Here is a 23,683-nt window from a genome sequence, read left to right on the forward strand (position 1 = left end):
AAAGCACCCTGAGCCGCGATGGTCAGGGTGTATCAAAGGAATAATATATATTTGAAAATAAAAACAACGCCCCATCATACGATGGGACGCTGTGAGAAAATTATTATTTAGTGATTGTTACTTGTCCTCCAGAAACAATGTTTCCAGCCAAGTCCTCAAGATCAATAGTGTCAAGAACTTTAAGAGTCAATCCACTTTGAACGTTAGCAGCAGTAACATCGTCTTCGAGAGTCAATTCTAATGATTTAGCATCAGCAGAAACAACTGGAGTTGTTACCGAGTCATTAGATGAAACTTTTTGTCCACCGATGAGCAATTCAAAATCGTTAGTAGAAGTAGCAACATCTGCAGCAAGTCCTTCAGAGAAAGTAACAACTACTTTGTTGAGTCCAACAAGTTTAGCACTTGTAATTACAGGACGAACATTCTCATTGAATGATTCAGTAGTTTTGTACTCATCCATAGCGAGACCATTTTTCGCTTTCACACCGCTAACCGTAACATAGCGTGCTCCAGTGTAAGAGTTTGAACCATCTTTCAATGTGAGAGTTACAGTTTGTTTAACGTTAGGTGCAGTACCTGTAGCAGGATTGAGAACAACTTTCTCTACAATCGCGCCATCAATCTTGTAGTTGTTTACGTTAACTGCAGAAGCGCCATCTAACTCTCCATTAAACATTACTGTAACAGTGTTGTTCCCACTGACTACAATACCATTCTCAGAAGTTGTCACTGTACCATCGTTATCTTCATCTTTATTGATCGTTGCTTGGTTAGTCGAAGCAACTGTACCATCTTTAGAGCGAGTGAATTGCGCTTGGAATGAAGCTGAACTATCTAAGTTTACAACATCTTCTACCAAAGCAATATTTGAAGCAGATGCATCTTTACCAGTGATAGTAAGGTTGTAAGAAGCATTTTCAGTATCAACACCAGTTAACAACTGAGCGAGTTCGATACGGAATTTAGTTTTTGACCCTGAAACAGGAACAAGATTCGAAGCAGCAACATTGTAACCAGTCAACGTAGAAGTAACGAAGTCTGCTGTTTTCGATCCTGAAACAGCCAAGTTAACTAGACCTGACTCTTTAGTTACCTCTTCTGAGAATGTCACTTCCAAGTATTCTTTGTTATCTGTTCCGCGAACAACAACAGCACTGTCAACTTTTGGAGCAACTGTATCTTGTGCGAATGTGACGATACGGCTAACCGCTTCACTTTGTTCACCAGTCATGTCAGTAACAGCTTGGTTTGCAAGAGCGATAGTAGTCAATCCTTGAATTGGTCCACTCAATGTTACGTAGTACTTAGTTTTGTCAGTCTCATCTTGCTCAATGCTTGAAACTGTAGCAGCTCCAGTTTCAGCCGTGATTGTGAAGTCACCTGCAGCAAGTCCTGATACTAACTCGCTGAACTTAACAGCAAATTTAACCGGGCTAACTGGAGTGATTTCAGAAACAGTTGGTTTCGTACCATCAGCAGCACCTTTAGTGAGTGATACCGATGTAGGGTTAGGTGAGAGAAGAAGACCAGCATAGTCTTTAGCACCAACGAAAGTAGCTGTTACTACAGAGTTAGCAGCAACGTCGCTACCAAGTGTGAAGACTACTTCTTTAGAGCCTGCAACGAATGCAGCAGCACCAGTTACACCATTTCCTGTGCCTGAAACCGTAGCGCCTGAAGCCGTTTTGAACGTAACAGCACCGAGATCAGCGATAGGCTCAGAGAACTTAACTTTCACTGTGCTAGCAGTAAGTTGCTCTGTACCAACGATTGACGGAGCAACCGTATCTTCTACTTTGATTGTTTCAGAATATGCAGCGATATCTTGTCCAGCAGCAGTTTTCACATCACCTTTTGCAAGTTTGATGTCGTAACGTCCTGAGAACTTCTCAGCACCAGAAGCTTTAATCGTAAGCTCCATTTTGTCAGCGCTCAAAGTCGCGATAGCAGAGTTAGCTGTAACTGCTGAACCATCAAGTGAGTTGATGACCAACTTGTTATCAACAAGAGTACCAGCGTTCGCTCCAGTAGCTTCGATGATTCCATCTTTGTCGATAGCTTTGTTAAATTTGATTACGATTTCTTTAGCGTTAATCGCCTTCACTTCTTTAACTTCTGGTGCTTCAACTGTGAAGTTGACAGCGTCAGTCTTCACTTCGCCTGAGCGGAGGATGAATGAGTGGTTACCAGCAGGAAGCTTAGCAGATTTAACTGTAAGTTTGCCGTCTTTTACTTCAGCTTGAACAGCTGGAAGTGGAGCGTTCATGTCGCGGTTAGCGTACACAACGAGTTCAACTTTTTCACCGTCTTTGAGGTTCTTCACGTCAGCGTTAACTGAGAGAACTTCAGCAGCTTGATCAACTGAAGAAGATACGTTAGAGATCTCAACTTCAGTAGCAACTACTTTGTATTTAACTGTTTTCGTAACAACGCCGTAAGCACGGTTAGCGTAAGTGAGTGTTCCTTCGAACTCCCCAACTTTATCTGTGTTGAATCCAGCTACTGAAACTGGTTTCGCGTATTCGTTACCATCTGCGAAGAGAACTGGTTGAACGCGGATTCCTGAAACAGGAACGCCTTGCTCGAATACGAATTCAGATTCAGGTTTGATTTCTTGTGCGTAGTTCAATACGCGAACGCGTTTCTCAACACGGATGCCTTGGCCTTTTACAAAACCTTTAGCAGTTTGGAATACACCGAGTTTGTTCATGTCTACTGAAGATTTGTACCAGTAGATCTCGCTGCCTTTGTACTCTTTGTCAAGTGTCGCGTCGAGGTCTCCTACGCGTACATAGTCCGATGAAAGACGGACCGTTGTTGATGCTGCGTCTGCCGTGATTGCAGGCGCTACTGCTGATGCTGCTACTGCGAACGCTGCCGCTGCAGTAACGAATTGTTTCTTCTTAGCCATCTGATGTAAATCCTCCCTTAGGTAGATAGGTTTTTCTACCGTCCTTGCCCAACCGATCTCGTTCGGAGTCATGTATCCATAACAATGAATAAAGTACTAATGATTATGTAACCGACTCTTCTTTAGACCAGGCGTTCTCCCCCGGTAGAAGTCTTTGCAAGAATCATCTTGAACAATTTACCAAGACTGTTCTTGGAAAACCTTACATCCATAATATACATAACCCTTCCAAGCGACACAAGCGTTTTTTTTCGCAAAAATGGTAACGTTTTTGAATTTTGGAGATTTTAGTTTAATTCATTTTTAGATTTACCTATTTTGGAAATGTCGAAACAAGTCGATTTTTGTTGATTTCATGGGATTTAAGCTAAAATACTCGTTGAAAACCATTTTTATACCATTAATTACCTATAACATTTATTTTACATTATCGAATTTACAAGACCAATCTTCACCAACGATATTCCAACTCATAAAATCATTGACCTCTTTCACAAAACCAAACATATCCAAAATAGCATCTGTTATTCCAACTATACACGAATCGGTGACTGGTCCGGAGTATTCATGCTCGTGAGGACTATTTGCCTATCCTGGATTGATGATTTGGCACGATTCTTTACTCACCGATTCTGTCTTGAGAAACTGAAAAATCGATTCCCTTTTCGTCTGAAACGTGACGGATGTCTGGTAAAGGATTGTCCTATACTAAAAACAATGAAGACTTAAAGGAGATTCCACTATGCGACAACTACTGAAAGCATCCATCTCGTTCGGACTGATTGGATGCCTCGTCCTCTCACCGATCGAGTTCGTTCCCGTAACCAATCTAACTGTTCAAGCCAAATCAGCATCGACGACCGTGACGGCTGAACGGGTGACAACGGAGTATTCGAAAGTGTACGCCTCTCGATCGAAGAAGGCGAAGGTCATCCTCCCGCTCACGTTCGGTACGACCGTCTATCAAAACGCGACGTCCGGGAGTTGGACGAAGATCACGTATAAAGGAAGAACGGGATGGGTGCCGTCAGCCACGCTCATGCCGTCCTTGATTTCGACGGAATATCTCGTGGACCGAACGACGGATTTGTACGCGACGTGGTCGACGAAGGGGAAACAGGTCGCGACGGTCCGATCCTGGAGTCGCGTCGTCAAGACCGGGGAGTACGGCAAGTGGTCCCGTGTCCGAGTCGGTGGGAAGACAGGATGGTTGCCTACTTCTTATCTCCGTGCGCCGTATTCAAACAATCGAATTGCTCGGACGGTGTACGGAAGTCACACATACGGGGTAGATACGCAGGCAGAGTACGATGCGGTCTACAAACGAGTGAAGGCGGAGTTCAATGCGAAGTATGATTCGGCGGAGTTTGGGTTTGACGAGTATGTGTACAGGGTTCTTAATGGTGAGAGAGGAAATAGCGACCCTAACAGTCCTGAGTATATGGCTTTAGATAACTCTTTCCTTCTTGATGCGGAGGATGCTTTAACACCTTACTTCAACGGGGCTATGTCACTTAAAACCTATGAAAAAATATATCGAACAAATATTTTTTTAAGGCACATTCACTCTAAATACAAATCTACAGATGTTGTAGGGGATAAAAACCTTAAATCTGCCTATGACGTGTTGTTTAGAGGTAAAAACGACTGTGATTCACTTGAACAAGTAAAATCATTGATATACGATTTAGCGGGTATTGATAACGTCATTATTGGAGATGGAGTTACACATGCGGCACTACTCTTTAATGTAGATGAAGGTTGGATGGGGTCTTCATACAAGGCATATGACAAAAAAGATGTCGACTACACAAATGCCAACAACATTTACATCTCGTACACACAAACCGGTCACAAGATTGCCTATTAACGTTTAAGGGGGCCTAACCCCCTTTTTGTTTTGCCTTCCTCCCCGTCCCATCAAAAAACGGGTATCCCGATCGCTCGGCATACCCGTCTCTTCTATCGAATTCTCTTATCGTACAGTCGTCTTGCTCATCTTGCCTGCGCGACCTTTCAAGTCCTCGATGTGGACGTTGATCGTCTCGCCTTTTTTGAGCGCACGTGTCTTCACAGAGAACGTGCCGTTCGGGAGAACCGTTCCGCGTCCCAACACTTGATAGTTGCTGTTGCGGACGACGACACGCATCCCGGCGTCACCGCGACCCGTGACCGACTTCGCGCCAGAACGGAGTGTGTTCACCATCGGTTGCCCTGGACGTGTGCCGGATTTTACGACGACACGTTCGCTCGTCTCATACTTCCCGTTCGTATAGACGACGCGAAGGACCGTTCCTGCTTTTTGCGGTTGAATCGAGAAGGCCGCCATCGTCTGTTTCGACGTGCCTCGTCCGACCAACTTCTCTCCTTTATACACGCGGACCGTCGTCCCCGACGTGACTTTCGCCTTGAACGTCGACGAGTTGTCCTGTGCTTTCGCGCCAGAGGCGTTCAATTTGAGCATCGATTCGGCGCGGTAGACGTTCGCCTTCCCGAATCCGCTCACCGGGTTGTAATACGCCGGGAGCGTCATGCCCAATTCTTCTAACACATACTCGAACCCGTCACTCATGCGTGGGTCGTACGGTGCATCCCCACCCGAGAAGGCGATCGGGTCCGCCGTCCGTTGCAAGAGCGTCCGTACGTCTTCGACCGAAAGATCTGGGTGATACGACTTGATGAGCGCGACGGCTGCAGCGACGTGTGGTGTCGCCATGCTCGTCCCGTCCATATAGACGACATTCCCGTCCGGTACGAGACTCGCCACTTTCGAGCCCGGTGCGACGACGTCGACGCCGATGCCGTAGTTCGAGTAATCCGAGACGATCCCGAAGGCGTTCGTCGCGCCGACCGAGATCGTATATTTCGATGATGCCGGATACGACACGCGTGACTGCGCATCGTTCCCTGTCGCCGCCACGATGACGACACCACGGTCATATGCATACTTCAACATGTAACCGAGCGTACGGCTCTCGTTGCCGCCGAGGCTCATGTTGATGACTTTCGCCCCTGCGTCGACCGCATACTTGATCCCGAGTGCGATTTGGTCCGTGTCCCCAGAACCGCCCGCATCGAGCACTTTCACCGGCAGAATCGAGACGTTCGGGACGATCCCGCGCATCGAGACGCCGTTGTCACGTGTCGCGCCGATGACGCCGGCGACGTGTGTCCCGTGACCGTGGTCATCAATCGCGTCACCTTCCCCGTTCGGGTCGACGAAGTTCTTCGCGTTTGCGACATCGACCTTGCCTTTTAGGTCAAGGAGACGATGGTCGACCCCAGTGTCGAGGACGGCCACTTTGATCGAGCGTTTCGGCAAGTTCAACGCCTCATATTTGTCGAGGCCAATCCCTGCATTCGCGAACGGCTCGAGGACCGACTTCTGGTTGATCGCCCATTGGTAGTCGAGGCTGACGTCGGTCGCGAACGACTGATACGTCTGGACCGGCTCGATATACTCGACGTTACGGTCCGACTCGAGCGTCGACTTCGCCTGTGCCTGCATCTTCGTCGACGCTTCTTCCACATCGACGAGCGCGAAGTAATCAGACGGTTTCCCGATGGCGATGCGCTCGGCCGACACGTCGCTCATCGCGTTCATCTTGCCGATCGATGTGTTTGGTGACGATTTGTATTTGACGATGTAACGCGGTGCGTCACTGCCGTCCGTTTGGATCGTCATCCCGATCTTGCCGAAGAGGTCCGTCACCGGAGTCCCGGCGAGCGAGTCCATCTCGAGCGCTGTCGCGATCTCGCCGATTTCGCCTTGTAGCGCAGCCGGTACGCTTGCGTCGACCAAGGCGTGGAGACGGTTGATCGCCGCCGCGTCCTGGGTTTTGAGCGTATACGCCTTCTTGTCGACGAGTGCCGTCAACAACGGACGGAGCGTCTTCAAGTCGGTGAGGGCAGCTTTGCGCTTCTCGCCGTCAAACGTGATCGCCTTGACGATATACGGTGAGGCACGGTAGTAAAGGGCCGACAAGTCGCGACCTTCCTGTGACGTGCCGAGTACTTCATTTTGGACGCGACGGATGAGCTTGAGCATCGAGTCACGTTCCGGTGCCGGTTGGACGATCGATTCGACGGCACACATGTCGCCGCCGACCTGTTCGTATTTGACCGGGAGTTTGACCGGGTTGACGACGAGCTTGATGTCTGACGCGAGATCCGGCATGCCTGGATCTGTCGGCTCTTCCCCGTCGACCGGGAGCACATCACCTGGAATCTCTTCGCCTGGAATTTCTTCTCCGAGATCCATCGGCATATACTCGACCTTGATGTAATATGGACCTTCCCATGCGAACGGGAAGTCGATCTTGGCCGTCTGTTCTTCCTCTTCCTTCGTCGCGCTCGCGCGGTAACGGTCGAACGTCTCATCCTTCGCCGCCATGTCGGCGCTCGGGTAGACGCTGATGTTCGCGAGCTTCGAAGATTCGAACGTGACTTCCATATGTGTCATCGCGGACGTCTCTCGTTCCATCTTGAACCAATACGTGTTGACCGGGTCCGTGCCGGTCGTGAATTCGACCGCTTCCCCCGGAGTGAGTAATGTGGCATTGGTCATCCCGTTTCCGCTGTCAGCGAGTGCTGGCGGCAGGAACGAAAGGACGAGGACGAGAACCGTCACCATCGCCACGAACTGCTTGAATCGTGCTTTCATGTTTTCCCCTCTTTCGTTTGTTCTGGAGCATGCGCCCCACATCGTTCTACGATACTTATCGGTTTATGTTTCAAAAATGTAACAAAAATGTTTCGACAAGATGTCGATTCACTCGTCGAATGGTCGCTCACTTGATTTCTTTCGCTCGAGCACACGGTAATTGGCCTCATGATTGGTCCGGTCAAAGAAGATCCCGGCGACTTTGATGAAGCGAAAGTCGACCTTATTGCCGTATCGGTCCGTGTAGTCGATCTGCTCGATCCGGAAGTACCCGTGGTCTTCGGTCGCGCTCGAGAACCGCTCGAATTTGAACTGGCGATCGATCACATAATAGAAGCGCTCTTCCTCCATGAAATAGATTTCCTCGACACCGTACTCGTTTTTCATATAACGCTCCGTCGAGTTCTCACTCACGACGTTCAGCATCGTCATGCACCAACCGAGGAGTAATAATAGAAGAAATGCTTTCATCCACCATAGGAATCGACTTGAGGAGATCGGGGTCACCGGCAGGGTTTTTAGCGAATAGATGAGATCTCGCTTATCTTTCATGTTGCAACTCCGTTCACCAAAAAGACCGATGTCTCCACCGGTCCTAAGAAATTAGTATCCTGCGTATTGAAGCGATTGGATGAATGCGCGTTTCTCCGCACCCGATAAGTTGAACTCGAGGTCGTAGTCCACTCCTTGGACCATGACCGTGATCCGGTTTTCCGGACGGACGTACTTGTCGACGAAGCTGATGAGTTTCGCATCTGGTTCGAACAAGTATGACTCTTCGACCGAGCCGTCATCGAACTCGTCATAGTAGACATCGTACTCGTCGATGTTTTGCGAATACGTCGCGCGACCGACACGGAGCGTCAACTTTTCAAATCCAGCGACCGACCCGTCCTCTGTGTAGCTGCTGAGAAGGAACCCGAGGCCTGACTTCGACGGATGTCCGAAGAAGAGTGGCACGAACGTGTCCGCATATTTTGTCGTCGCATCTGCGTAGAAGACTTCTTTATGAACCGTCACCTTCATCCCTTCAAAGTAGACACGGTGGAAGTTGTTGTAGAGCGCGTGCTGTACCGTGATCGCCTTTGGTTGGCTGACATTTCCTGCACCATCACGGATGACGAGTGACATCTTCTGCCCCATCGCTTGACGTGGAATCTTCACGATGAACTTCCCAGTCGACATGACCGGTGCCGTGTATGACTTCGTGCCGATCTTGACGATGGCCGTCGCATATGGCTCGGCTTTTCCGAAGACGCCATAGGATGCCGCCGTCACCGATTGAGTCAATGTCGCCGTTTTTGGTGCGATGCGGTCTTTGTAGACGCTACGTTTCGAGACGTCGCTCGTCGCGCCTTTCGTCGTGATCGTCTTCGCTGAGAGCCATGAGTAGGCCGGTTGCGGCGCGATGCCACGACGGTAGAGACCGTTCGCATCGAACTTCCCTTTATACGTGCTGCTACCGATCGAGAGCTCGACATATTGTCCCGGCTCCCCGACGACGCGCACTTCACGTGACGTCTCCGTCAACGGTTTGATGACCGGTGCGTCCGGACGTGCTTCTGGGTCTTCTGCGACGATGGCGCGTGTCGTCTCACTGATGTTGCCGCTCGCGTCGACGAGACGGACGTCGATGACTTTACCGACCGACTGTGGTGACATCTTGAAGACGGCCTCACCACCTTCGAGGATCGTACGGACGTACGTCTTGCCGTTGATCAAGATCTCCGCTTTCGCAGCCACTTCACCTGTGATCGTGAGTGATGTCGATGTGTGGAGTGGTGCCGATAATACAGGTGCATCAGGAGCAGTCACGTCTTCCGACGTCTCTGCGTTGACGATTGTCGAAGGCGCGATACCTCCGAATGCGAGTGTGGTCGCTAAGAAAAGTGCTGCATATTTCGGTTGCTTCATAATAAGTGGGGTCCCCCTCAAGAATAATGACAATCGTTTACAAATTTATTATAATCTGTCCTTTTTCAAAAGGGTACATAAATTTTCTAAAATAGTCATATATTTTTCAAATTCACATTTCCTTCTTTTATTAAAAAAGACACCCCACTGTTTGGAGTGCCTGAACGCTTAGCCTTCGTTGATCATCGTCGCCTGTCCGCCTTGCCATAACCAGACGCCATCTTCTTTCACATAAAGATGAAGCATCCAGAACCGACCTTCGTAGGCGTTCGTGCCGAGGATAAATTTTTCTTCTAACAAAAGTTGGACGACGGCGAGGTCGCCGCGTACCGTCTCATCGAACGTGACCGTGTCCTGTGCGATCCATTGAATCGCTGTCGGGTCGACGAACTGGTCTAAGAACGTCTCTTTATCGAACTGACGCCCGCTCGAATCGACATATCGGAACGAGTCGTGCATGAGCGCCCGCATCGCGTCGAGATCGCCGGCCACCTGATGGGCCGACCGGTCGTCAGAAAGTTGTTTCATGTTGAGTGTCTCCATCGTTGTCCCTTCCTTTCCCCGTTTATCATAGCACAGATGGTCGAAAACGAACGAGTGGAATGCTGATCACAGATTCCTTCAATCATTTCCCTTTTATCGAAATAAACAACCTTTTTCACCTCCACTATGTATATACTAAAAAATGTAAATTTCATGAATCGAGGTGGAACGCTTGAAACGAATCTTCAGTTTGCTTGTTCTCTTTACTTTTTATTGGACTCTCACCGCACAGGCGGTCGGGTCCGACGCCCTGCTCCCTGCCGGCACGACGCTCTATGCCGACCCGGAGGAATCCAGCATCCTGCTCGTCACGAATGAGCCGAAGCGTGTCGACATAGAGGACATGACCGAGACCCATACGTCCGTCATGGTCGATACACAGAACGGATTCGTTCGAAATGACGACGTTCGATATGCCGTCACGCGTTACGTCCATACGGAGACGAATGCGCTCGACGCTTCCGGCAACCCCGTCGCAACCCTCCCAATCGGGACAACCGTCGACGTCTTCGACCTCGAGGGTGAACGCCTTCTCACGACGGACGGAACGTATGTCGCCCGTGTCGCTCTTGGCGAGAAGATGCCGGAAGCCGTGACCCGTTACGCGAAAGCAGGTGCGGTCGTCTTGTCCGCTCCAGACGGGGACACAATCGCCGAACTCGAAGCCGGGCAGACGCTCAACGGTTTTGTCGTCGGTTCGATGCTTCGCATCGAGACGGCGGACGGCTTCGGCTATGTCACCTTAGATGCGACGAGCACTCGTCCGATCAAGACGGGCACCCAGTTCGTCTTGACGACTTCTCCTTACACCGATGCGTCCGGCAAGATCATCGGCTCCCTCGTCCGCGGTGAGCAGACGAGCGTCTATGGCACCATCGGAGACACTGCTCGCCTCTTCAAGGACGGCGCCTACGTCTATATGAAACGCGACGTGCTCGCAGACAAGATGCCACGCTACACGAAGACAGGCAGCCGCTATGCGCTCGCCGCGATCAACATCTATCAGGACACGGACAAGAAACAAGTCGTCGGGTCGCTGAAACGAAGTCAGCTCGTCACCATTTACGGGACGGACGGTGACTTCACACGCATCTATACGCGCGGCCAGTTCCTGTTCGTCGAGACGAAATCGCTCGGCACGACAAAACCGACACCGCTGAAGACGGGGCAACGGTATATCACGAAGAACACGCCGATTTATGCCCGGACGGTCCTGTCGTCGAAGACGTCCCTCAGCCTGAAGCGCGGACAACTCGTCACCATTTACGGGACAAAGGGCAACTATACCCGCATCTTCACACAAGGGAACTATTACTTCATCCCGACGAGCGTGACGAGCACGAAAAAACCGCCTCGCTTCGAATCGACGGGCATGCGGTACTCTCGTTATAACGAGGTTGAAGTGTATGCCTCGACGTCTGTCGTGAAACAAGTCGGTTCCTTGAAACGTGGACAAGTCGTCGAAACGTTCGGGACGAGTGGGTACTACACGCGTATCCGTCTGAACGGGACGTATCGCTATGTCGCGACGGGTTACCTCGCCGTCTCGAAACCGACCGCAAAGCCGAAGGCAGGCACGGTCTTCTATACGCAGTTCAACGGGACACCTTACTTCTCGGCTGACGTCGCGTACGGTCGTCCGGCCGGCACGTTGCCACGCGGGACGAAACTCGTCGGGCTCCGCTCGATCGATGCCGACTTCTGGCACGTCCGTCTTCCGTCCGGGAAACGCGTGTACGTGCTGAACCCGTATATCGCCGAGACGAAACCGAAAGCGATTCAGCCGGCGAGCATCTATACGGCCGCCCATTACGGGACGACGAAGAAGACACCATTCTACGCCAACCCGAACGACACCCGTCCGATCGGCTATCTCGATGCCGGTCGTCGCATCTACCCACGCGGGAAGAGTGGCGACTCGTATCTCATCCAGTACGACTGGCGCCCCGTTTACGTCAAGACGAAAGACATCCGCATCAAGCAGGATGCCTTGTTGAAGAAACGGGATAATTCCCAAAAAGAGCGTCTGATCAACGCCGCCGTGAAACATCTCGGGACACCGTACACATGGGGCTCGCAGTCACCGCTGAACGGTGGGTTCGACTGTTCCGGTCTCATCCATTATGCGGCGAACCAGGCCGGGAAGATCGGCGGTCGCACGAACGTGTCGGGCTATTGGTATAGCGGACACTTCAAGAACAAACGGACAGGGATCACGAGTGGTCGTCGCGGGGACATCGTCTTCTTCGCCGGCACGTATAAATCCGGTCCATCGCACATCGGCATCATGCTCGATGACGAGTTCTTCATCCATGCCGGGGGCGAGATGCTTCAAATCAACTCGATCCACGACCCGATGTGGCGCCCATATTTCCTAGGGTACAAATCGTTATAAGGGGGATGCTCCATGTTTGTCTATATCGACCCGTTCTTATGGCAGCTCGTCATCGTCCCGGTCCTCACCATCGGCAGCGGTGTCGTGGTCGCCATGATCATGAAACGGATCTGGATTGGCCCCGTGGTGACGTTCTTGTTGAACGCCATCATCGAATTGACGTACTTTGCCGTCTATTATGACCACAGTCCGTTTGATGTCAGCCATCTCAGTTCGTGGAATGTCATCTTCCCGCTGATTTCGCTCTTGTTCTCGTTCATCTTCGTCGGATTGTTGAAAACAAAAAAATCTGCCTGATGTGTCGTGATTCATCTTTATAAGGAGGACTCTCCATGTTTCACTATATTGACCCATATCTTTGGCAACTCGTGATCGTTCCAACGTTTACGATCGGACTAGGGGTCGCCATCGCATTGCACTTGAAGCGCTTGTCTATCGCTCCCTTGGTCACACTGATTGCCTACTTGGGCATGGAGTGGTTCATGTATCGGGGCACCCTCTTCTTCTTTACGAAGTGGTGGCTCCTCCCCCTCCTGGCATTGGGGATCACGTTCACGTTCATCGGAAAACGTCAGGTAGAACACGCTTCCATCAAATGATGCTTGACAACGCATCATTATCCCGTTAAAGTAACCATAACATTCATACGAACTCGCGATGAGAAAGAAGAGTAGCGCGAAGGGACGTCTCCAGAAAGCCGGTGGTCGATGCGAACCGGTGTCGTGCCTTGCGTGAATGGGCTTTTGAGCGTTCAGACCGACATGTAGGCTCTGACGGGTCCTCCCGTTATCGGGGACAGCGAATGATGGTTCGCGATGAGTGGGAAGACAAGACGTCTTTCAACGAAGGTGGCAACACGGGGAATCTCCTCGTCCTTCATGTCCGATTGGGCATGTGGGACGGGGAGATTTTTTGTTTGAGCGATTGGAGGTGGGCTGGTGACGTACCACGGATGTACGCACCGCGGTCATCGTATACGAACAAGACGTGCCCCTCTCGTTCGTGGATGAACTGAACGAACGGATACGTCGTGTATTTTCCGTTCAAACGCGGTTTCGATTTCGTATAAAAATCTTGATAACAAATCGCCTCGAGGAGTGGTCGTACACGGATTTCGGACTTGTCTGCTACCGGCACGGTGAACATCCATAACGGTTCGTCATCGAACATGCACAATTTGGCGGTCGTCTTGAAGCGGACCGATTTGTCCCGGATGTAACGGAACAAACGGGTCGGTTTGACAGGCTGTCCATATACATGCCAAACAATCCGGATGAGGTCGCCCTCTTCGAACAACGCATCAAACAATTGCTGGGCTCGACGGACGACAGCCTCAAAATATTCAAGATTCAGTTCATCGGATTTGATGTCAACGTAAGGTGACAGCGTGTCCTCGAGTTCGATGTGCTCGATCAACGCTTCACCTGAAAATTGGTCAGGTCGTAAGACTGACATCGGCATATCCCCTTTCTACTATCCATTATAAGGAGGTTTTTTCAATGCAACAACGGACGATCAATGGTGACGAACTCACACCGGTGGCAATCTTCCACCGACTGCAAGGTGAACGAAAGGTATTGCTCGAAAGTCGCGCGGAAGGCAAGCACGGCCGCTACTCCATCATCGCGGCGAACCCGGTCGAGACGATCCGGGTCGATGGGAACGACGTGACGGATGCAACGGGAACAATTTATGCGGACGACCCGCTCCATGCCCTATCAGAACGCCTCACCCGTGACGACTTCACTGCCCCGTACCCGTTTATCGGCGGTGCTGTCGGCTATATCGGTTATGACTTGCTTCGGGTATATGAACCGATCCCAAACACGCCGACCGTGACGCGTGATTTGCCGGACGCCCTCTTCCAACGCTATGAGACGGTCGTCTTATACGACCACCTCGAAGAACAGGTCATCTTGATCGATACGAGCGAGACGGATGCGACGATGCGACTCGAGTCCATCCAGGAACAGCTCGAGACTCCGGAGACGCACGCCCTCGAACCGGTCGTCCGGACGAGCGAGCGCATCTTGACGCCGAAGGACGAATTCATCGACCGTGTGCTCCAGGCGAAAGAGGCGATCCTTGCGGGTGAGGTGTTCCAACTCGTCTTGTCGCAACGAATCGACGCGACGTTCACCGGGGACCCGTTCCACTTTTACCGGACGCTGCGGAAACAAAATCCGAGTCCGTACTTGTTCTACATCGACCTCGGGGAAGCGATCGTCCTCGGTGCTTCACCGGAAAGTCTCGTCCGGGTCGAGAACGGCAAAGTGACGACGAACCCGATCGCCGGGACACGCCCTCGTGGGAAGACCGTCGAGGAAGACATGCGTCACGCGGCGTCACTCCTTCAAGACGAGAAGGAACTCGCCGAGCATCGGATGCTCCTCGACCTCGGACGGAACGATATCGGGCGGGTCGCGAAAGTCGGCACGGTCACCATCCCGAAACACATTGAGCTCGAACGGTTCAAAAATGTGATGCATCTCGTCTCGGAAGTCGAAGGAGATTTACGTGACGATGTGACCCCAATCGATGCGCTCCGTGCCTGTCTTCCGGCCGGTACCGTGTCCGGAGCTCCAAAGATTCGGGCGATGCAGTTGATCGATGAGCTCGAGACGGTGAAACGGGAAGTCTATGCCGGGGCGGTCGGCTATCTCGACGTTCGGGGCGGATTCGACTTCGCCCTCGCCATCCGGACGATGGTCGTCCAAGGTGACACGGCCCATGTCCAAGCCGGCGCCGGCATCGTCTATGACTCCGACCCGGTATCGGAATATGAAGAAACACTGCATAAAGCCAAATCCCTTTTGGAGGTGTTCGCATGATTCTCCTCATCGACAATTACGATTCGTTCACATATAACGTCTATCAAGACGTCGCCCGCTTCAGTGACGTCTGCGTCATCCGGAACGATGAACATACTATAGAAGAAATCCGTCGCATGAACCCGAGTGGCATCATCCTTTCTCCCGGTCCCGGCGGTCCACCAGACGCCGGTGTCTCGCTCGCGGTCGTGCGACAACTGTCCGGGTACATCCCGATTCTCGGGGTCTGTCTCGGTCACCAGGTCATCGCCGAGGCGTTCGGCGGGATTGTCGGTCGGGCGAACGAGGTGATGCATGGGAAAGTCTCACGGATCAATACGGTGCCAGGCGTCCTTTTCGAAGGATTGTCGATGGACGTCATGCGCTATCACTCGCTCGTCGTACAAGAGACCGAACTGACGGTCACGGCCGAGACGACAGACGGTGTCATCATGGCACTCGAGCACCCGACGCATCCGACGTACGGTGTCCAGTTCCACCCCGAGTCGATCGGGACACCGGACGGACGTGGCATCTTCGAGCGCTTTGTCCAACTGTGCACGAAAAAACCGGGGCACGTGTCCCCGATTTGAGTATCAGCCTAAAAAGTCTTCTCGCTGAAAATCATGTTTGTCGATCTTGATGTTGTTACATGCCACCCCGTTCGTCCGGAGCACGTGGATCGTTTCACGCAACAGCTCGTCACTGCCAACGATGTAGAACAAGGCGTCCTTGTCGGATGCCATCATCTCCAGGCGCTCGTAGTAGTCTTTCCGACTCGGGACGAACTCTGACGTGAAGTGCTCGTTCGATTCGAAGACGTCACCGAACAGATACGCCTTCGACGAATCGACGTTTAACGAATGGAGGTGCGGGACACCTTCCCCGTTCGCCAAGTACTCGAGGACGACCGGACGGAATGTCGCGAGTCCGACACCTGCCGATAAGAGGTAGACATTCTTCCCGCTCCGTTCGAGCGGGACGTTCGAATGTGTCTTGAACAAGGCGACCTTGTCCCCCGGTACCATGTCGCGAAGAATCGATTTGAACGTCGAGCATTCGGATTTGATGCGGGTCGTGATGCCGATTGCCCCTTCGTGTGGCAATGTCGAGATCGACATATGGCGGACGAGGCTTCGGTCCGGCTTGTCCCCGGCGTTGAACCCTTCGAGCGCGAGGTGCGTGTGCGCCCCTTCCTGCCACGTGAACTCAGGTGGCAAGGCGAGATGGAACGTGTATGTATCCGGTGCCTCGGCCACGACTTTGGTGATTGGTGTCCAGTCAATTTTCATGTGAATCCTCCTTAGTTTGATGTAACTGAAGTATTGATAATACTGCAGTTTAAAGTTACCGTTGTACAACGATTCAATTTCTAATGACTCAGTACACCGCAATCGGCCCATACGGCCCTTCGATGATTTCCAGTTTCGTCTCAAAAATTTCGGATAAAATCTTCGCGTCCATGATCTCATCGACCGTTCCAAACGCAGCGATTTGTCCGTCTTTCATCGCACAGATGCGATCCGAATATTTCGCCGCGAAGTTGATGTCGTGGAGCACCGTGACGATCGTCCGTCCGAACTCGTCGGCGACATGGCGCAAATACTCCATCATCTGTACCGAACGGGCGATGTCCAAGTTGTTGAGCGGTTCATCGAGGAGGACGTATTCCGTCTCCTGACAGAGCACCATCGCCACATAGGCACGCTGCCGTTGTCCCCCTGAGAGCTCGTCGAGATAGCGGTTCTCGAGCGCGGTCAAATCGAGGAAGTCGATATATTTCGAGATGATGGCCTCGTCCTCTTTCGTGAGGCGCCCTTTCGAATAAGGGAAGCGACCGAATCCGGCGAGTTGTCGGACCGTGAGCCTTGTCACGAAGTGGTTCTCTTGGCGCAGGATGGTGATGATTTTCGCCAAGTCTTTCGATTTCGTGCTCGACACGTCCATGCCGGCGACTTGGATCTGTCCCTCGTCTAAGTTGAGCAACCGTCCGATCATCATGAGCGTCGTCGATTTGCCCGCCCCGTTCGGCCCAATGAGTGAAGTGAACCCGGCTTTCGGGATGTCGAGCGTGAGCGGTCCGATGTGGACGTCGTCTGTATACGATTTTTTGACTTGTTCGATTTGAATCATAGCGACCTCTTCCTTAGAATGACGGCCAAGAAGATGAGTCCGCCGAACAGTTCGATGATGACGGAGACGACACTTGGCGTCTGGAATATGTGATACATAAAGAAATATGCGCTCGTCAGGACGAAGAACCCTAGGGCGAACGCCATCGGAAAGACGTACTTATGGTCGTACGTCGAGGCGACCTGATAGCTGAGCGTCGCGACTAGGAATCCGAAGAACGTGAGCGGTCCGATGAGCGCCGTCGAGACGGACATGAGGAGTGAAATCAGGACGAGCGTGTAGATGACGCTCCTCCGATGATTCACCCCGAACGTCGTCGCGACGTCCTTGCCGAGTGCGACGATATTCAAGCGATTCGAGAACAGAAACAAGAGTGTCCCGGCGATGACGACGATGGGGATGACGATCGGAAAGTAGGCCACGTCGGCATTCGTCACCGAACCGAACAGTCGCGCCTGCAGGATATCGAACTCGGACGGGGCGAGCATGCGGCGCATGAACGACGACACCGAGTTCAGACCCGTCCCAATGATGATCCCGATGAGCAGCATGAGCTGCAGGTTGGCGTATTTCCCTGACAAGAGCCAGCCGTAAAGGAGGAGACTCATCGTCACCATGAGGCCGACCTGTGTCAAGAAGGCGCTTGTCCCCGAGAAGCCGATCAACGCCCCGGCCCCGAAGAAGAAGACCATGCTCGTCTGAATCGTCGAGTACAGTGCGTCGAATCCAAGGAGCGATGGCGTGATGATGCGGTTGTTCGTCACGGAGTGGAATGCGACCGTCGCAAGACTTTGACAGAGTGCCGCAATCAACATCGTGACGATGGCGACGATTCGCCGTTCCACGACCGGCACGAATGACGGAGAGTCCACCGGGACCGGATTGTTATAAAGGAGAAGCCCGAGCGCACACAACAGTCCGCCGAGAATGAAGGCACTTAAGAAGAGCCAATAGCGTCTGCTCGCCCGTTTCGATTGAAATGCCGAGGCGTGACGTTCTTCTCTCAATTCCCCGATTGATACGTCGACACCGTCTCGTTCCATGACCGTACTCATCGAACCCCTCCCTTCTTCCGTTGTCGCATCAAGATCATGATGAAGACGATTGCCCCGACCGTGCCGAGAATAAGCGAGACCGGGAGCTCGAACGGCATGATGATCGTCCGTGAAATCAAGTCACTGACGAGAATCGCCCCCATCCCGACAAGACAGACCCATGGCAGGTTGCTGCGCAAATCATCCCCGCGGAACATCGAGACGAGGTTCGGGACGATGAGTCCAAGGAACGGTAAATTCCCGATGACCGTCGCCACGACACCGACCGATAAGGCGATGAGCCCCGTCGCCATCATCATGAGCTGGTTATAGTTCACGCCGAGACTCGTCGCGATGTCTTCCCCGAGCCCGGCGAGCGTCAAGCGATTCGCCAGTAAGAAGATGAGCACCGTCACGACGATGATGACCCATAGATATTCGTAGCGCCCGATTTGCACCGAGGCGAACGAACCGACGAACCAGCCCTCGATTGCCTGACTTGCCCGGAAGAACAGACCGAGGAACGTCGAGATGGCGGAGATGACCGCCCCTAACATGAGCCCGATGATCGGCACGATGAGCGATGAACGAAGTTTGACCGAACGTAAAAACCAGAAGAAGACCATCGTCCCGATGAACGAGAAGACGATCGCCCCGGTCATTCGCATCATGAGGCTCGGTGCCGGTACGAGTAAATAAACGGTGAGCAGACCGAGTCCCGCCCATTCGAGCGTCCCCGTCGTCGTCGGTTCGACGAGCCGGTTTTGCGTGATGAGCTGCATGACGAGCCCCGCCATCGCCATCGCCGCACCCGTCAGCATGAGGGCGACCGTCCGTGGGACACGGGTGATCCAAAACATATCGAAGCCGTCTGTCTGTGACAGATCGTACACCCCGGTAAAGAGCGACAGCACCGCCAAACCGAGGACGATGATCACGGTGAACACGAACGACTTCGTCCACAATCTAGAAAAGGAGGGCTGAGACATCGTCTCAACCCTGGCTGTCAATGGTTTTTGCATGACGGAACCTTACTTCGCAAGCGCTTCCGTGACACTGTTAAAGAATTCCGAGTAAGTTTGAATCGATTCGTTCAAGTACGTGTCTTTCGGGGCATAGACGATTTGCTCTTTCGACACAGCCGTCGTCTTTTGAAGCGCCGGTGCGTTGTCGATCACGTCTTCTGCTGGTACTGCGCCTTCTGCGTCACCGAGTGGTGCGTCACGGTCGAGAACGAACAACCAGTCTGGGTTGCTTTCTGCGATGGCTTCGACGGATACTTCGTCGCCTTCGTGGTCACCTGTCTTCTTCTCGACTTCAAGGGCTGGGACCCATCCGAAGATGTCGTACATCGGTCCGAACACGCGTCCCGTTACCGGTGCTGAGAACCCAATGTCTCCACCCGATACGATGACCGACATGATTGTATCTTTTCCGTTGTATGCCGCTTTCGCGTCTTCGATTGATTTGTCGAGGTCCGCGACGATGGCTTCGGCTTCTGTGTTTTTGTCAAAGATTTTCCCGAGTGTAAGCGTCGTGTCTGTCAATCCTTTGACTAAAATCTCACCCGGTGTGCCTGAATCTTCTGGGATCTCGATGTTCAAATCGATGACCGCTGCTTCCGGTACCAACTTTTTGATGTCCTCGTAGTAATCCGCGAAACGTTGACCGACGATGACGACGTCCGGGTCAACTCCCGCAATCGCCTCTAAGTTCGGCTCGAAGTGCATGCCGACGTCCGCGATGTCTTTGTCTGATGCATATGGCGACTCTGCTGGAAGGAGTCCGATCGGTGCCGCCACCAAGTCGATATCCCATGCTGCCAATGTTTCAAACGTCCGGTTATCCAGGGCGACGACCTTCTCCGGGTTGACCGGTACCTCTATTGTGCCATGTGCGTCTGTAATTTCGACCGTCTCTGTCTTTGTTGCGCCGTCGACGTTTTCTTCTTTCTTCGTCTCACTCGTTCCGCCACATGCGGCGAGTACGAAGACGAGCAACGTCAACATAAGTGAAATCTTGAATTTCCCCACTTCATCCATCTCCTCTGTATGTCAATTTCAATGATCCTCGCACCAAAAAACGAGCCACATTGGTTATGTATGTCTAGTATCGTATTCTCGTTATCAGTGATAATGATTATCATTGTCGTTTTCATCAAGTAGCATAACAAACAAAAAAAGGATACGCAATGCCAATTTGACAAGATTCGGATAGGAAAATTTTTCTTTCTATAGATGCACGCACAAAAAAAGAAAGTGGACCTCCACTTTCTCGGTTGAGTTCAATCATTATTGTGCCGTGCCCTCTTTTTACCTCGAAACACAATATAGGTGATGAACCATACACATGTGATTGTGAACGCCAATAATACGGTTTGTGTCATCCCTCTCGGTAGAAGGTCTACCACGAAAAATAAGGATAAGATGACCGAAAAAATGAGATGTCCAAATCGTAAATCATCGTCCAAATCTCGCCAATATATGACTAGAAGGACGAGCGCTACCGGAGCCACGAGGGCTGCTAATATGAAAAATGGTACGCGACGCATTAGAAACGGAATGTTCTTGGGTTCATCCATCTGACTCACGCCTCCGAGATCCCGTTCGCTAAAAGCAACAAGAAAATCCAAATTGACAATGGAATCATCAACCCGATTGTCGCAAGCAGCGTGTAGATTTTTATGATTCGATCCTTCGTGAACAGTCCCCAAATCAACGTGGCGAACAAGGCGATGTCAATCGCGAGATAAACCCAAATGACCGTCATCAATTCGAGATTCGGGAATACCCGACCGTTCAAGGTGAAGAAGGTGATCACCGTCACGATAAATAGTCCGAGCGTTGCGTAGAGTGGTGCGTATCGCTTGTTCATACGAGCATCGCCCGCTTCCGTTTGACCATCTCCAGGCAGCGACGAACACACGTATCAACGTAACCATCCAATTGATGCGGGAGGAACATCGTGTATGTCCCCTCCTCCGTCATCGCCGCGTCCCGCTCGACTTTTTCGACCAGTTCAACGAGCTCTGGATTTCCTTTCAAGCGTTCAAAATCGAACGTCCCGAGGCGTTCCGACAGCCGAGCATTGTACGCATCAAAGTCCGCATAATAGGCCGCCTGTTTTGACGGGTCCTGAGTGATGAGCTCTTTCAACCACCCTTTATAGAACCCCTGCAACCAGATCTCATCCGCGACGAGATGCGCGTAATAGCCGAGTCGATACGAGAAGTCTTCCTCCTTGCTGTCAATCCAATATTGGGACAGATCCAAGCGACGAGATAAATCATCATGCCGTCCTGCGTAGTAATGGGATGCCTCTTTTTCAGTAGTTGCGTCCGGTGCGAGACTTCCGAGCAAAAATGCGACCTCATCCACCTCCGACAACGCTGGTAACATCTCGTTCGCGATGACGAGATGCATCAAATGTGAACCCATGTCACGCCCCCCTTTTCCCTGATTATTCCATCAACGTTCTATCTCGACAACCCCTCGTAAATTTTGATAGACTTACTTTACTGAACGGTCAGTAAAGTTATGAGAGGTGTGATGGGATGAGTAAAAAACAATTGTTGCTACAGACTGCCGCCCAGATGATTCGAGAAGACGGAATTAGTCAGTTGTCGCTCGAACGGTTGGCGACGAAAGCAGGAATCACGAAAGCCGGGGTCCTCTATCATTTCGACAATAAGGCCAACTTATTGCGCCAGATGAACGAGCTCGCCATCGAGACGTTCGAGAAACGAATCAGTGATCATCTATCGGACGGTCCATATTCGTTTACCCGTGCCTATGCGCTGGCGACATTAGATGATGTCGATCACGGAGATAGGGACCTCGTCGCCGTCTTCATCTCCTCACAAGAAGATGCGACGAGCGAGTCGATTTGGAGTGACGTGTCGACCGGTTGGGACGAGCGATTCGCTGCCGACGGACCGGACCAGGATGCGATTTTGAAACTTCGTCTCCTCTGCGACGGCTTTTGGTTCGCTGTCTTGTATGGATATAGCGAGTCGTTCAAGGACCGTGCGGCGACACTCATTCGGGAAGCATGTGACGAGTTGATTCTAGGAGGATTGTAATATGGGATTCATCTATTTGATTGGGGCCATTGCCTCGGAACTGTTCGGGTCGAGCATGTTGAAAGTGAACGCCACCTCGACGAGTCGACTCCCGATTCTCGGCGTCGCCTTCGGATATGGGACGGCGTTTTATCTCTTATCGCTCGCCCTCTTTACCATTCCACTCAGCTTCGCGTATGCGTTTTGGAGCGGGGTCGGGACGGCACTCACGGCGGTGATCGGATTCGTCGTCTTCCGGGAACCAATCAGTCGTCAAAAAATTGCAGGGATCGGGCTCGTCATCATCGGGCTCGTCTTGATGAAAGTGTGAGGTGAATCGGAATGAAAGCCTATCTTTTACTCTTCTTTTCTATCGGATTTGAGGTACTCGGGACGTCGATGTTGAAGCTGTCGGACGGATTCACGAATCTCGTGCCGAGTGTCATTCTCTTGGTCAGTTTCGCCGCCTCGTTCACCCTCATGGGCATCGTGTTGAAGACAATCCCCCTCAGTATCGCCTATAGCATCTGGGCTGGACTCGGGACCGTGGCGACAGGACTCATCGGAGTGTTTGTTTACGGGGAAGTTCTTTCGGCGTTGAACGGAATCGGTCTCTTGTTGATCGTTCTCGGCGTCATCGTGATGAATCAACGAAGAGAGGAAGTCGTGACATGAACGAGTTGGCAAATCATCTTCAAACACTAGAAGAAGCGTTATTGACGACGGAAGTCAGGCAGTCGACGGAGCGTTTGCGTGAACTGTTGACCGACGACTTCTTTGAAATCGGTAGCTCGGGACGGTTGTTGTATCAAGATTGGGATCAGACGACACTCCAGCTCGACCCGATCGAGGCGGTGTTATCCGAATTCACGCTGCATCCGTTGACGGAAGGACACGTCTTCGTGACGTATCATCTCGTTCAACCGGTATTGAATCGCGAAACACGCCGCAGCTCGATATGGGTATTCGTGGACGGACGTTGGAAGATGCGGTTCCATCAAGGCACGGCTGTCCCACCGAAGGCAACTTGATTGCTGAACATCCTCGTCGAAGCACTCGATGCGTACGGACCGTATTTCTGTGGTTACGCGGCGGTACCAGGTGAACGGGTCGCCCTCACCTATGTGAAGAGTGTCGAAGGCGCGCAGACCGGAAAGACGTACGAAGTGTATTAACCTTGAAGCATCTCTTAGGAGGTGCTTTTTTCGTACCTTGCA

Annotated in this window: 23 protein-coding genes, 1 pseudogene and 1 other annotated feature; of the genes and pseudogenes, 11 read left to right on the plus strand and 13 right to left on the minus strand. The window is 51.8% G+C overall.

What is annotated here, in order from left to right:
- Window positions 1-103: 103 nt before the first annotated feature.
- Window positions 104-2,914 (minus strand): Ig-like domain-containing protein, encoded by a 2,811-nt coding sequence (locus KNO71_RS04160; RefSeq protein WP_214687383.1) that lies wholly within the window; start codon window positions 2,912-2,914, stop codon window positions 104-106.
- A gap of 742 nt (window positions 2,915-3,656) precedes the next feature.
- Here KNO71_RS04160 and KNO71_RS04165 point away from each other — a divergent pair.
- On the plus strand, window positions 3,657-4,784 hold the full coding sequence (locus KNO71_RS04165) for an SH3 domain-containing protein (protein ID WP_214687384.1): 1,128 nt from the start codon (window positions 3,657-3,659) through the stop codon (window positions 4,782-4,784).
- 105 nt (window positions 4,785-4,889) lie between these two features.
- Here the strand turns inward: KNO71_RS04165 and KNO71_RS04170 are convergent, their stop codons facing one another.
- From KNO71_RS04170 to KNO71_RS04185, 4 genes are all read right to left on the minus strand, one after another.
- Complete coding sequence (locus KNO71_RS04170; protein ID WP_214687385.1) at window positions 4,890-7,577, minus strand: S8 family peptidase; 2,688 nt, start codon at window positions 7,575-7,577, stop codon at window positions 4,890-4,892.
- Window positions 7,578-7,685: 108 nt separating this feature from the next.
- A complete protein-coding gene (locus KNO71_RS04175) occupies window positions 7,686-8,129 on the minus strand; it encodes a hypothetical protein (protein WP_214687386.1) in 444 nt (147 codons plus the stop codon).
- A 51-nt stretch (window positions 8,130-8,180) separates the two neighbouring features.
- Window positions 8,181-9,491: an Ig-like domain-containing protein gene (locus KNO71_RS04180; protein ID WP_214687387.1), complete on the minus strand. Its 1,311-nt coding sequence runs from the start codon at window positions 9,489-9,491 to the stop codon at window positions 8,181-8,183.
- A 168-nt stretch (window positions 9,492-9,659) separates the two neighbouring features.
- On the minus strand, window positions 9,660-10,034 hold the full coding sequence (locus KNO71_RS04185) for a nuclear transport factor 2 family protein (RefSeq protein WP_143180225.1): 375 nt from the start codon (window positions 10,032-10,034) through the stop codon (window positions 9,660-9,662).
- 163 nt (window positions 10,035-10,197) lie between these two features.
- On the opposite strand from KNO71_RS04185, the gene KNO71_RS04190 reads away from it, so the two are divergent.
- The 3 genes from KNO71_RS04190 to KNO71_RS04200 are packed head-to-tail and all read left to right on the plus strand — an operon-like array spanning window position 10,198 to window position 13,028.
- The gene (locus KNO71_RS04190; RefSeq protein ID WP_353047641.1) at window positions 10,198-12,429 is read left to right on the plus strand and encodes a C40 family peptidase; all 2,232 of its coding nucleotides are present in this window, start codon (window positions 10,198-10,200) and stop codon (window positions 12,427-12,429) included.
- Window positions 12,430-12,441: 12 nt separating this feature from the next.
- Window positions 12,442-12,726, plus strand: a complete 285-nt coding sequence (locus tag KNO71_RS04195; RefSeq protein ID WP_214687389.1) for a hypothetical protein — start codon at window positions 12,442-12,444, stop codon at window positions 12,724-12,726.
- A gap of 35 nt (window positions 12,727-12,761) precedes the next feature.
- Window positions 12,762-13,028, plus strand: coding sequence for a hypothetical protein (locus tag KNO71_RS04200; protein ID WP_214687390.1), 267 nt, complete (start codon window positions 12,762-12,764; stop codon window positions 13,026-13,028).
- Between the two features lie 49 nt (window positions 13,029-13,077).
- Window positions 13,078-13,309: a binding site (T-box leader), on the plus strand.
- Here the strand turns inward: KNO71_RS04200 and KNO71_RS04205 are convergent.
- Window positions 13,306-13,884: a DUF3885 domain-containing protein gene (locus tag KNO71_RS04205; protein ID WP_214687392.1), complete on the minus strand. Its 579-nt coding sequence runs from the start codon at window positions 13,882-13,884 to the stop codon at window positions 13,306-13,308. Its footprint overlaps the feature before it by 4 nt.
- A 44-nt stretch (window positions 13,885-13,928) precedes the next feature.
- Between KNO71_RS04205 and trpE the strand changes: the two genes are divergently transcribed.
- Window positions 13,929-15,260 carry an anthranilate synthase component I gene (trpE, locus tag KNO71_RS04210; protein WP_214687394.1) on the plus strand — a complete coding sequence of 444 codons (1,332 nt, stop codon included), beginning with the start codon at window positions 13,929-13,931 and terminating at the stop codon, window positions 15,258-15,260.
- Window positions 15,257-15,832, plus strand: a complete 576-nt coding sequence (locus tag KNO71_RS04215) for an anthranilate synthase component II (protein ID WP_214687396.1) — start codon at window positions 15,257-15,259, stop codon at window positions 15,830-15,832. The genes trpE and KNO71_RS04215 overlap by 4 nt, the downstream gene beginning before the upstream one ends.
- 3 nt (window positions 15,833-15,835) lie before the next feature.
- Here KNO71_RS04215 and KNO71_RS04220 read toward each other — a convergent pair whose 3' ends face one another.
- The 7 genes from KNO71_RS04220 to KNO71_RS04250 all read right to left on the minus strand — a co-directional run bounded on the left by KNO71_RS04220 (window position 15,836) and on the right by KNO71_RS04250 (window position 21,843).
- Window positions 15,836-16,531, minus strand: coding sequence for a ferredoxin reductase domain-containing protein (locus KNO71_RS04220; protein ID WP_214687398.1), 696 nt, complete (start codon window positions 16,529-16,531; stop codon window positions 15,836-15,838).
- Window positions 16,532-16,619: 88 nt separating this feature from the next.
- Complete coding sequence (locus KNO71_RS04225) at window positions 16,620-17,372, minus strand: iron ABC transporter ATP-binding protein (protein WP_031422518.1); 753 nt, start codon at window positions 17,370-17,372, stop codon at window positions 16,620-16,622.
- Window positions 17,369-18,427 carry an iron chelate uptake ABC transporter family permease subunit gene (locus KNO71_RS04230; protein ID WP_214687400.1) on the minus strand — a complete coding sequence of 353 codons (1,059 nt, stop codon included), beginning with the start codon at window positions 18,425-18,427 and terminating at the stop codon, window positions 17,369-17,371. The genes KNO71_RS04225 and KNO71_RS04230 overlap by 4 nt, the downstream gene beginning before the upstream one ends.
- Window positions 18,424-19,428 carry an ABC transporter permease gene (locus KNO71_RS04235; RefSeq protein WP_214687402.1) on the minus strand — a complete coding sequence of 335 codons (1,005 nt, stop codon included), beginning with the start codon at window positions 19,426-19,428 and terminating at the stop codon, window positions 18,424-18,426. The genes KNO71_RS04230 and KNO71_RS04235 overlap by 4 nt, the downstream gene beginning before the upstream one ends.
- 9 nt (window positions 19,429-19,437) lie before the next feature.
- On the minus strand, window positions 19,438-20,448 hold the full coding sequence (locus KNO71_RS04240; protein WP_214683611.1) for a siderophore ABC transporter substrate-binding protein: 1,011 nt from the start codon (window positions 20,446-20,448) through the stop codon (window positions 19,438-19,440).
- Window positions 20,449-20,992: 544 nt separating this feature from the next.
- Window positions 20,993-21,280 (minus strand): hypothetical protein, encoded by a 288-nt coding sequence (locus KNO71_RS04245; RefSeq protein ID WP_214687410.1) that lies wholly within the window; start codon window positions 21,278-21,280, stop codon window positions 20,993-20,995.
- Window positions 21,277-21,843, minus strand: coding sequence for a zinc dependent phospholipase C family protein (locus tag KNO71_RS04250; protein ID WP_214687412.1), 567 nt, complete (start codon window positions 21,841-21,843; stop codon window positions 21,277-21,279). The genes KNO71_RS04245 and KNO71_RS04250 overlap by 4 nt, the downstream gene beginning before the upstream one ends.
- Window positions 21,844-21,959: 116 nt before the next feature.
- On the opposite strand from KNO71_RS04250, the gene KNO71_RS04255 reads away from it, so the two are divergent.
- From KNO71_RS04255 to KNO71_RS04275, 5 genes and pseudogenes are all read left to right on the plus strand, one after another.
- Window positions 21,960-22,487 (plus strand): TetR/AcrR family transcriptional regulator, encoded by a 528-nt coding sequence (locus KNO71_RS04255; protein WP_214687414.1) that lies wholly within the window; start codon window positions 21,960-21,962, stop codon window positions 22,485-22,487.
- 1 nt (window position 22,488) lies between these two features.
- Window positions 22,489-22,797, plus strand: coding sequence for a DMT family transporter (locus tag KNO71_RS04260; RefSeq protein WP_214687416.1), 309 nt, complete (start codon window positions 22,489-22,491; stop codon window positions 22,795-22,797).
- Between the two features lie 11 nt (window positions 22,798-22,808).
- Entirely contained in the window at window positions 22,809-23,141 is a 333-nt protein-coding gene (locus tag KNO71_RS04265; protein ID WP_012727175.1) for a DMT family transporter, read from the plus strand.
- The gene (locus tag KNO71_RS04270; protein ID WP_214687418.1) at window positions 23,138-23,497 is read left to right on the plus strand and encodes a nuclear transport factor 2 family protein; all 360 of its coding nucleotides are present in this window, start codon (window positions 23,138-23,140) and stop codon (window positions 23,495-23,497) included. The genes KNO71_RS04265 and KNO71_RS04270 overlap by 4 nt, the downstream gene beginning before the upstream one ends.
- A gap of 6 nt (window positions 23,498-23,503) precedes the next feature.
- Window positions 23,504-23,641, plus strand: a pseudogene (locus KNO71_RS04275) (short chain dehydrogenase); the annotation flags it as partial.
- Window positions 23,642-23,683 lie beyond the last annotated feature (42 nt).

Source organism: Exiguobacterium sp. s163 (assembly GCF_018617135.1).
Taxonomy (GTDB): domain Bacteria; phylum Bacillota; class Bacilli; order Exiguobacteriales; family Exiguobacteriaceae; genus Exiguobacterium; species Exiguobacterium profundum.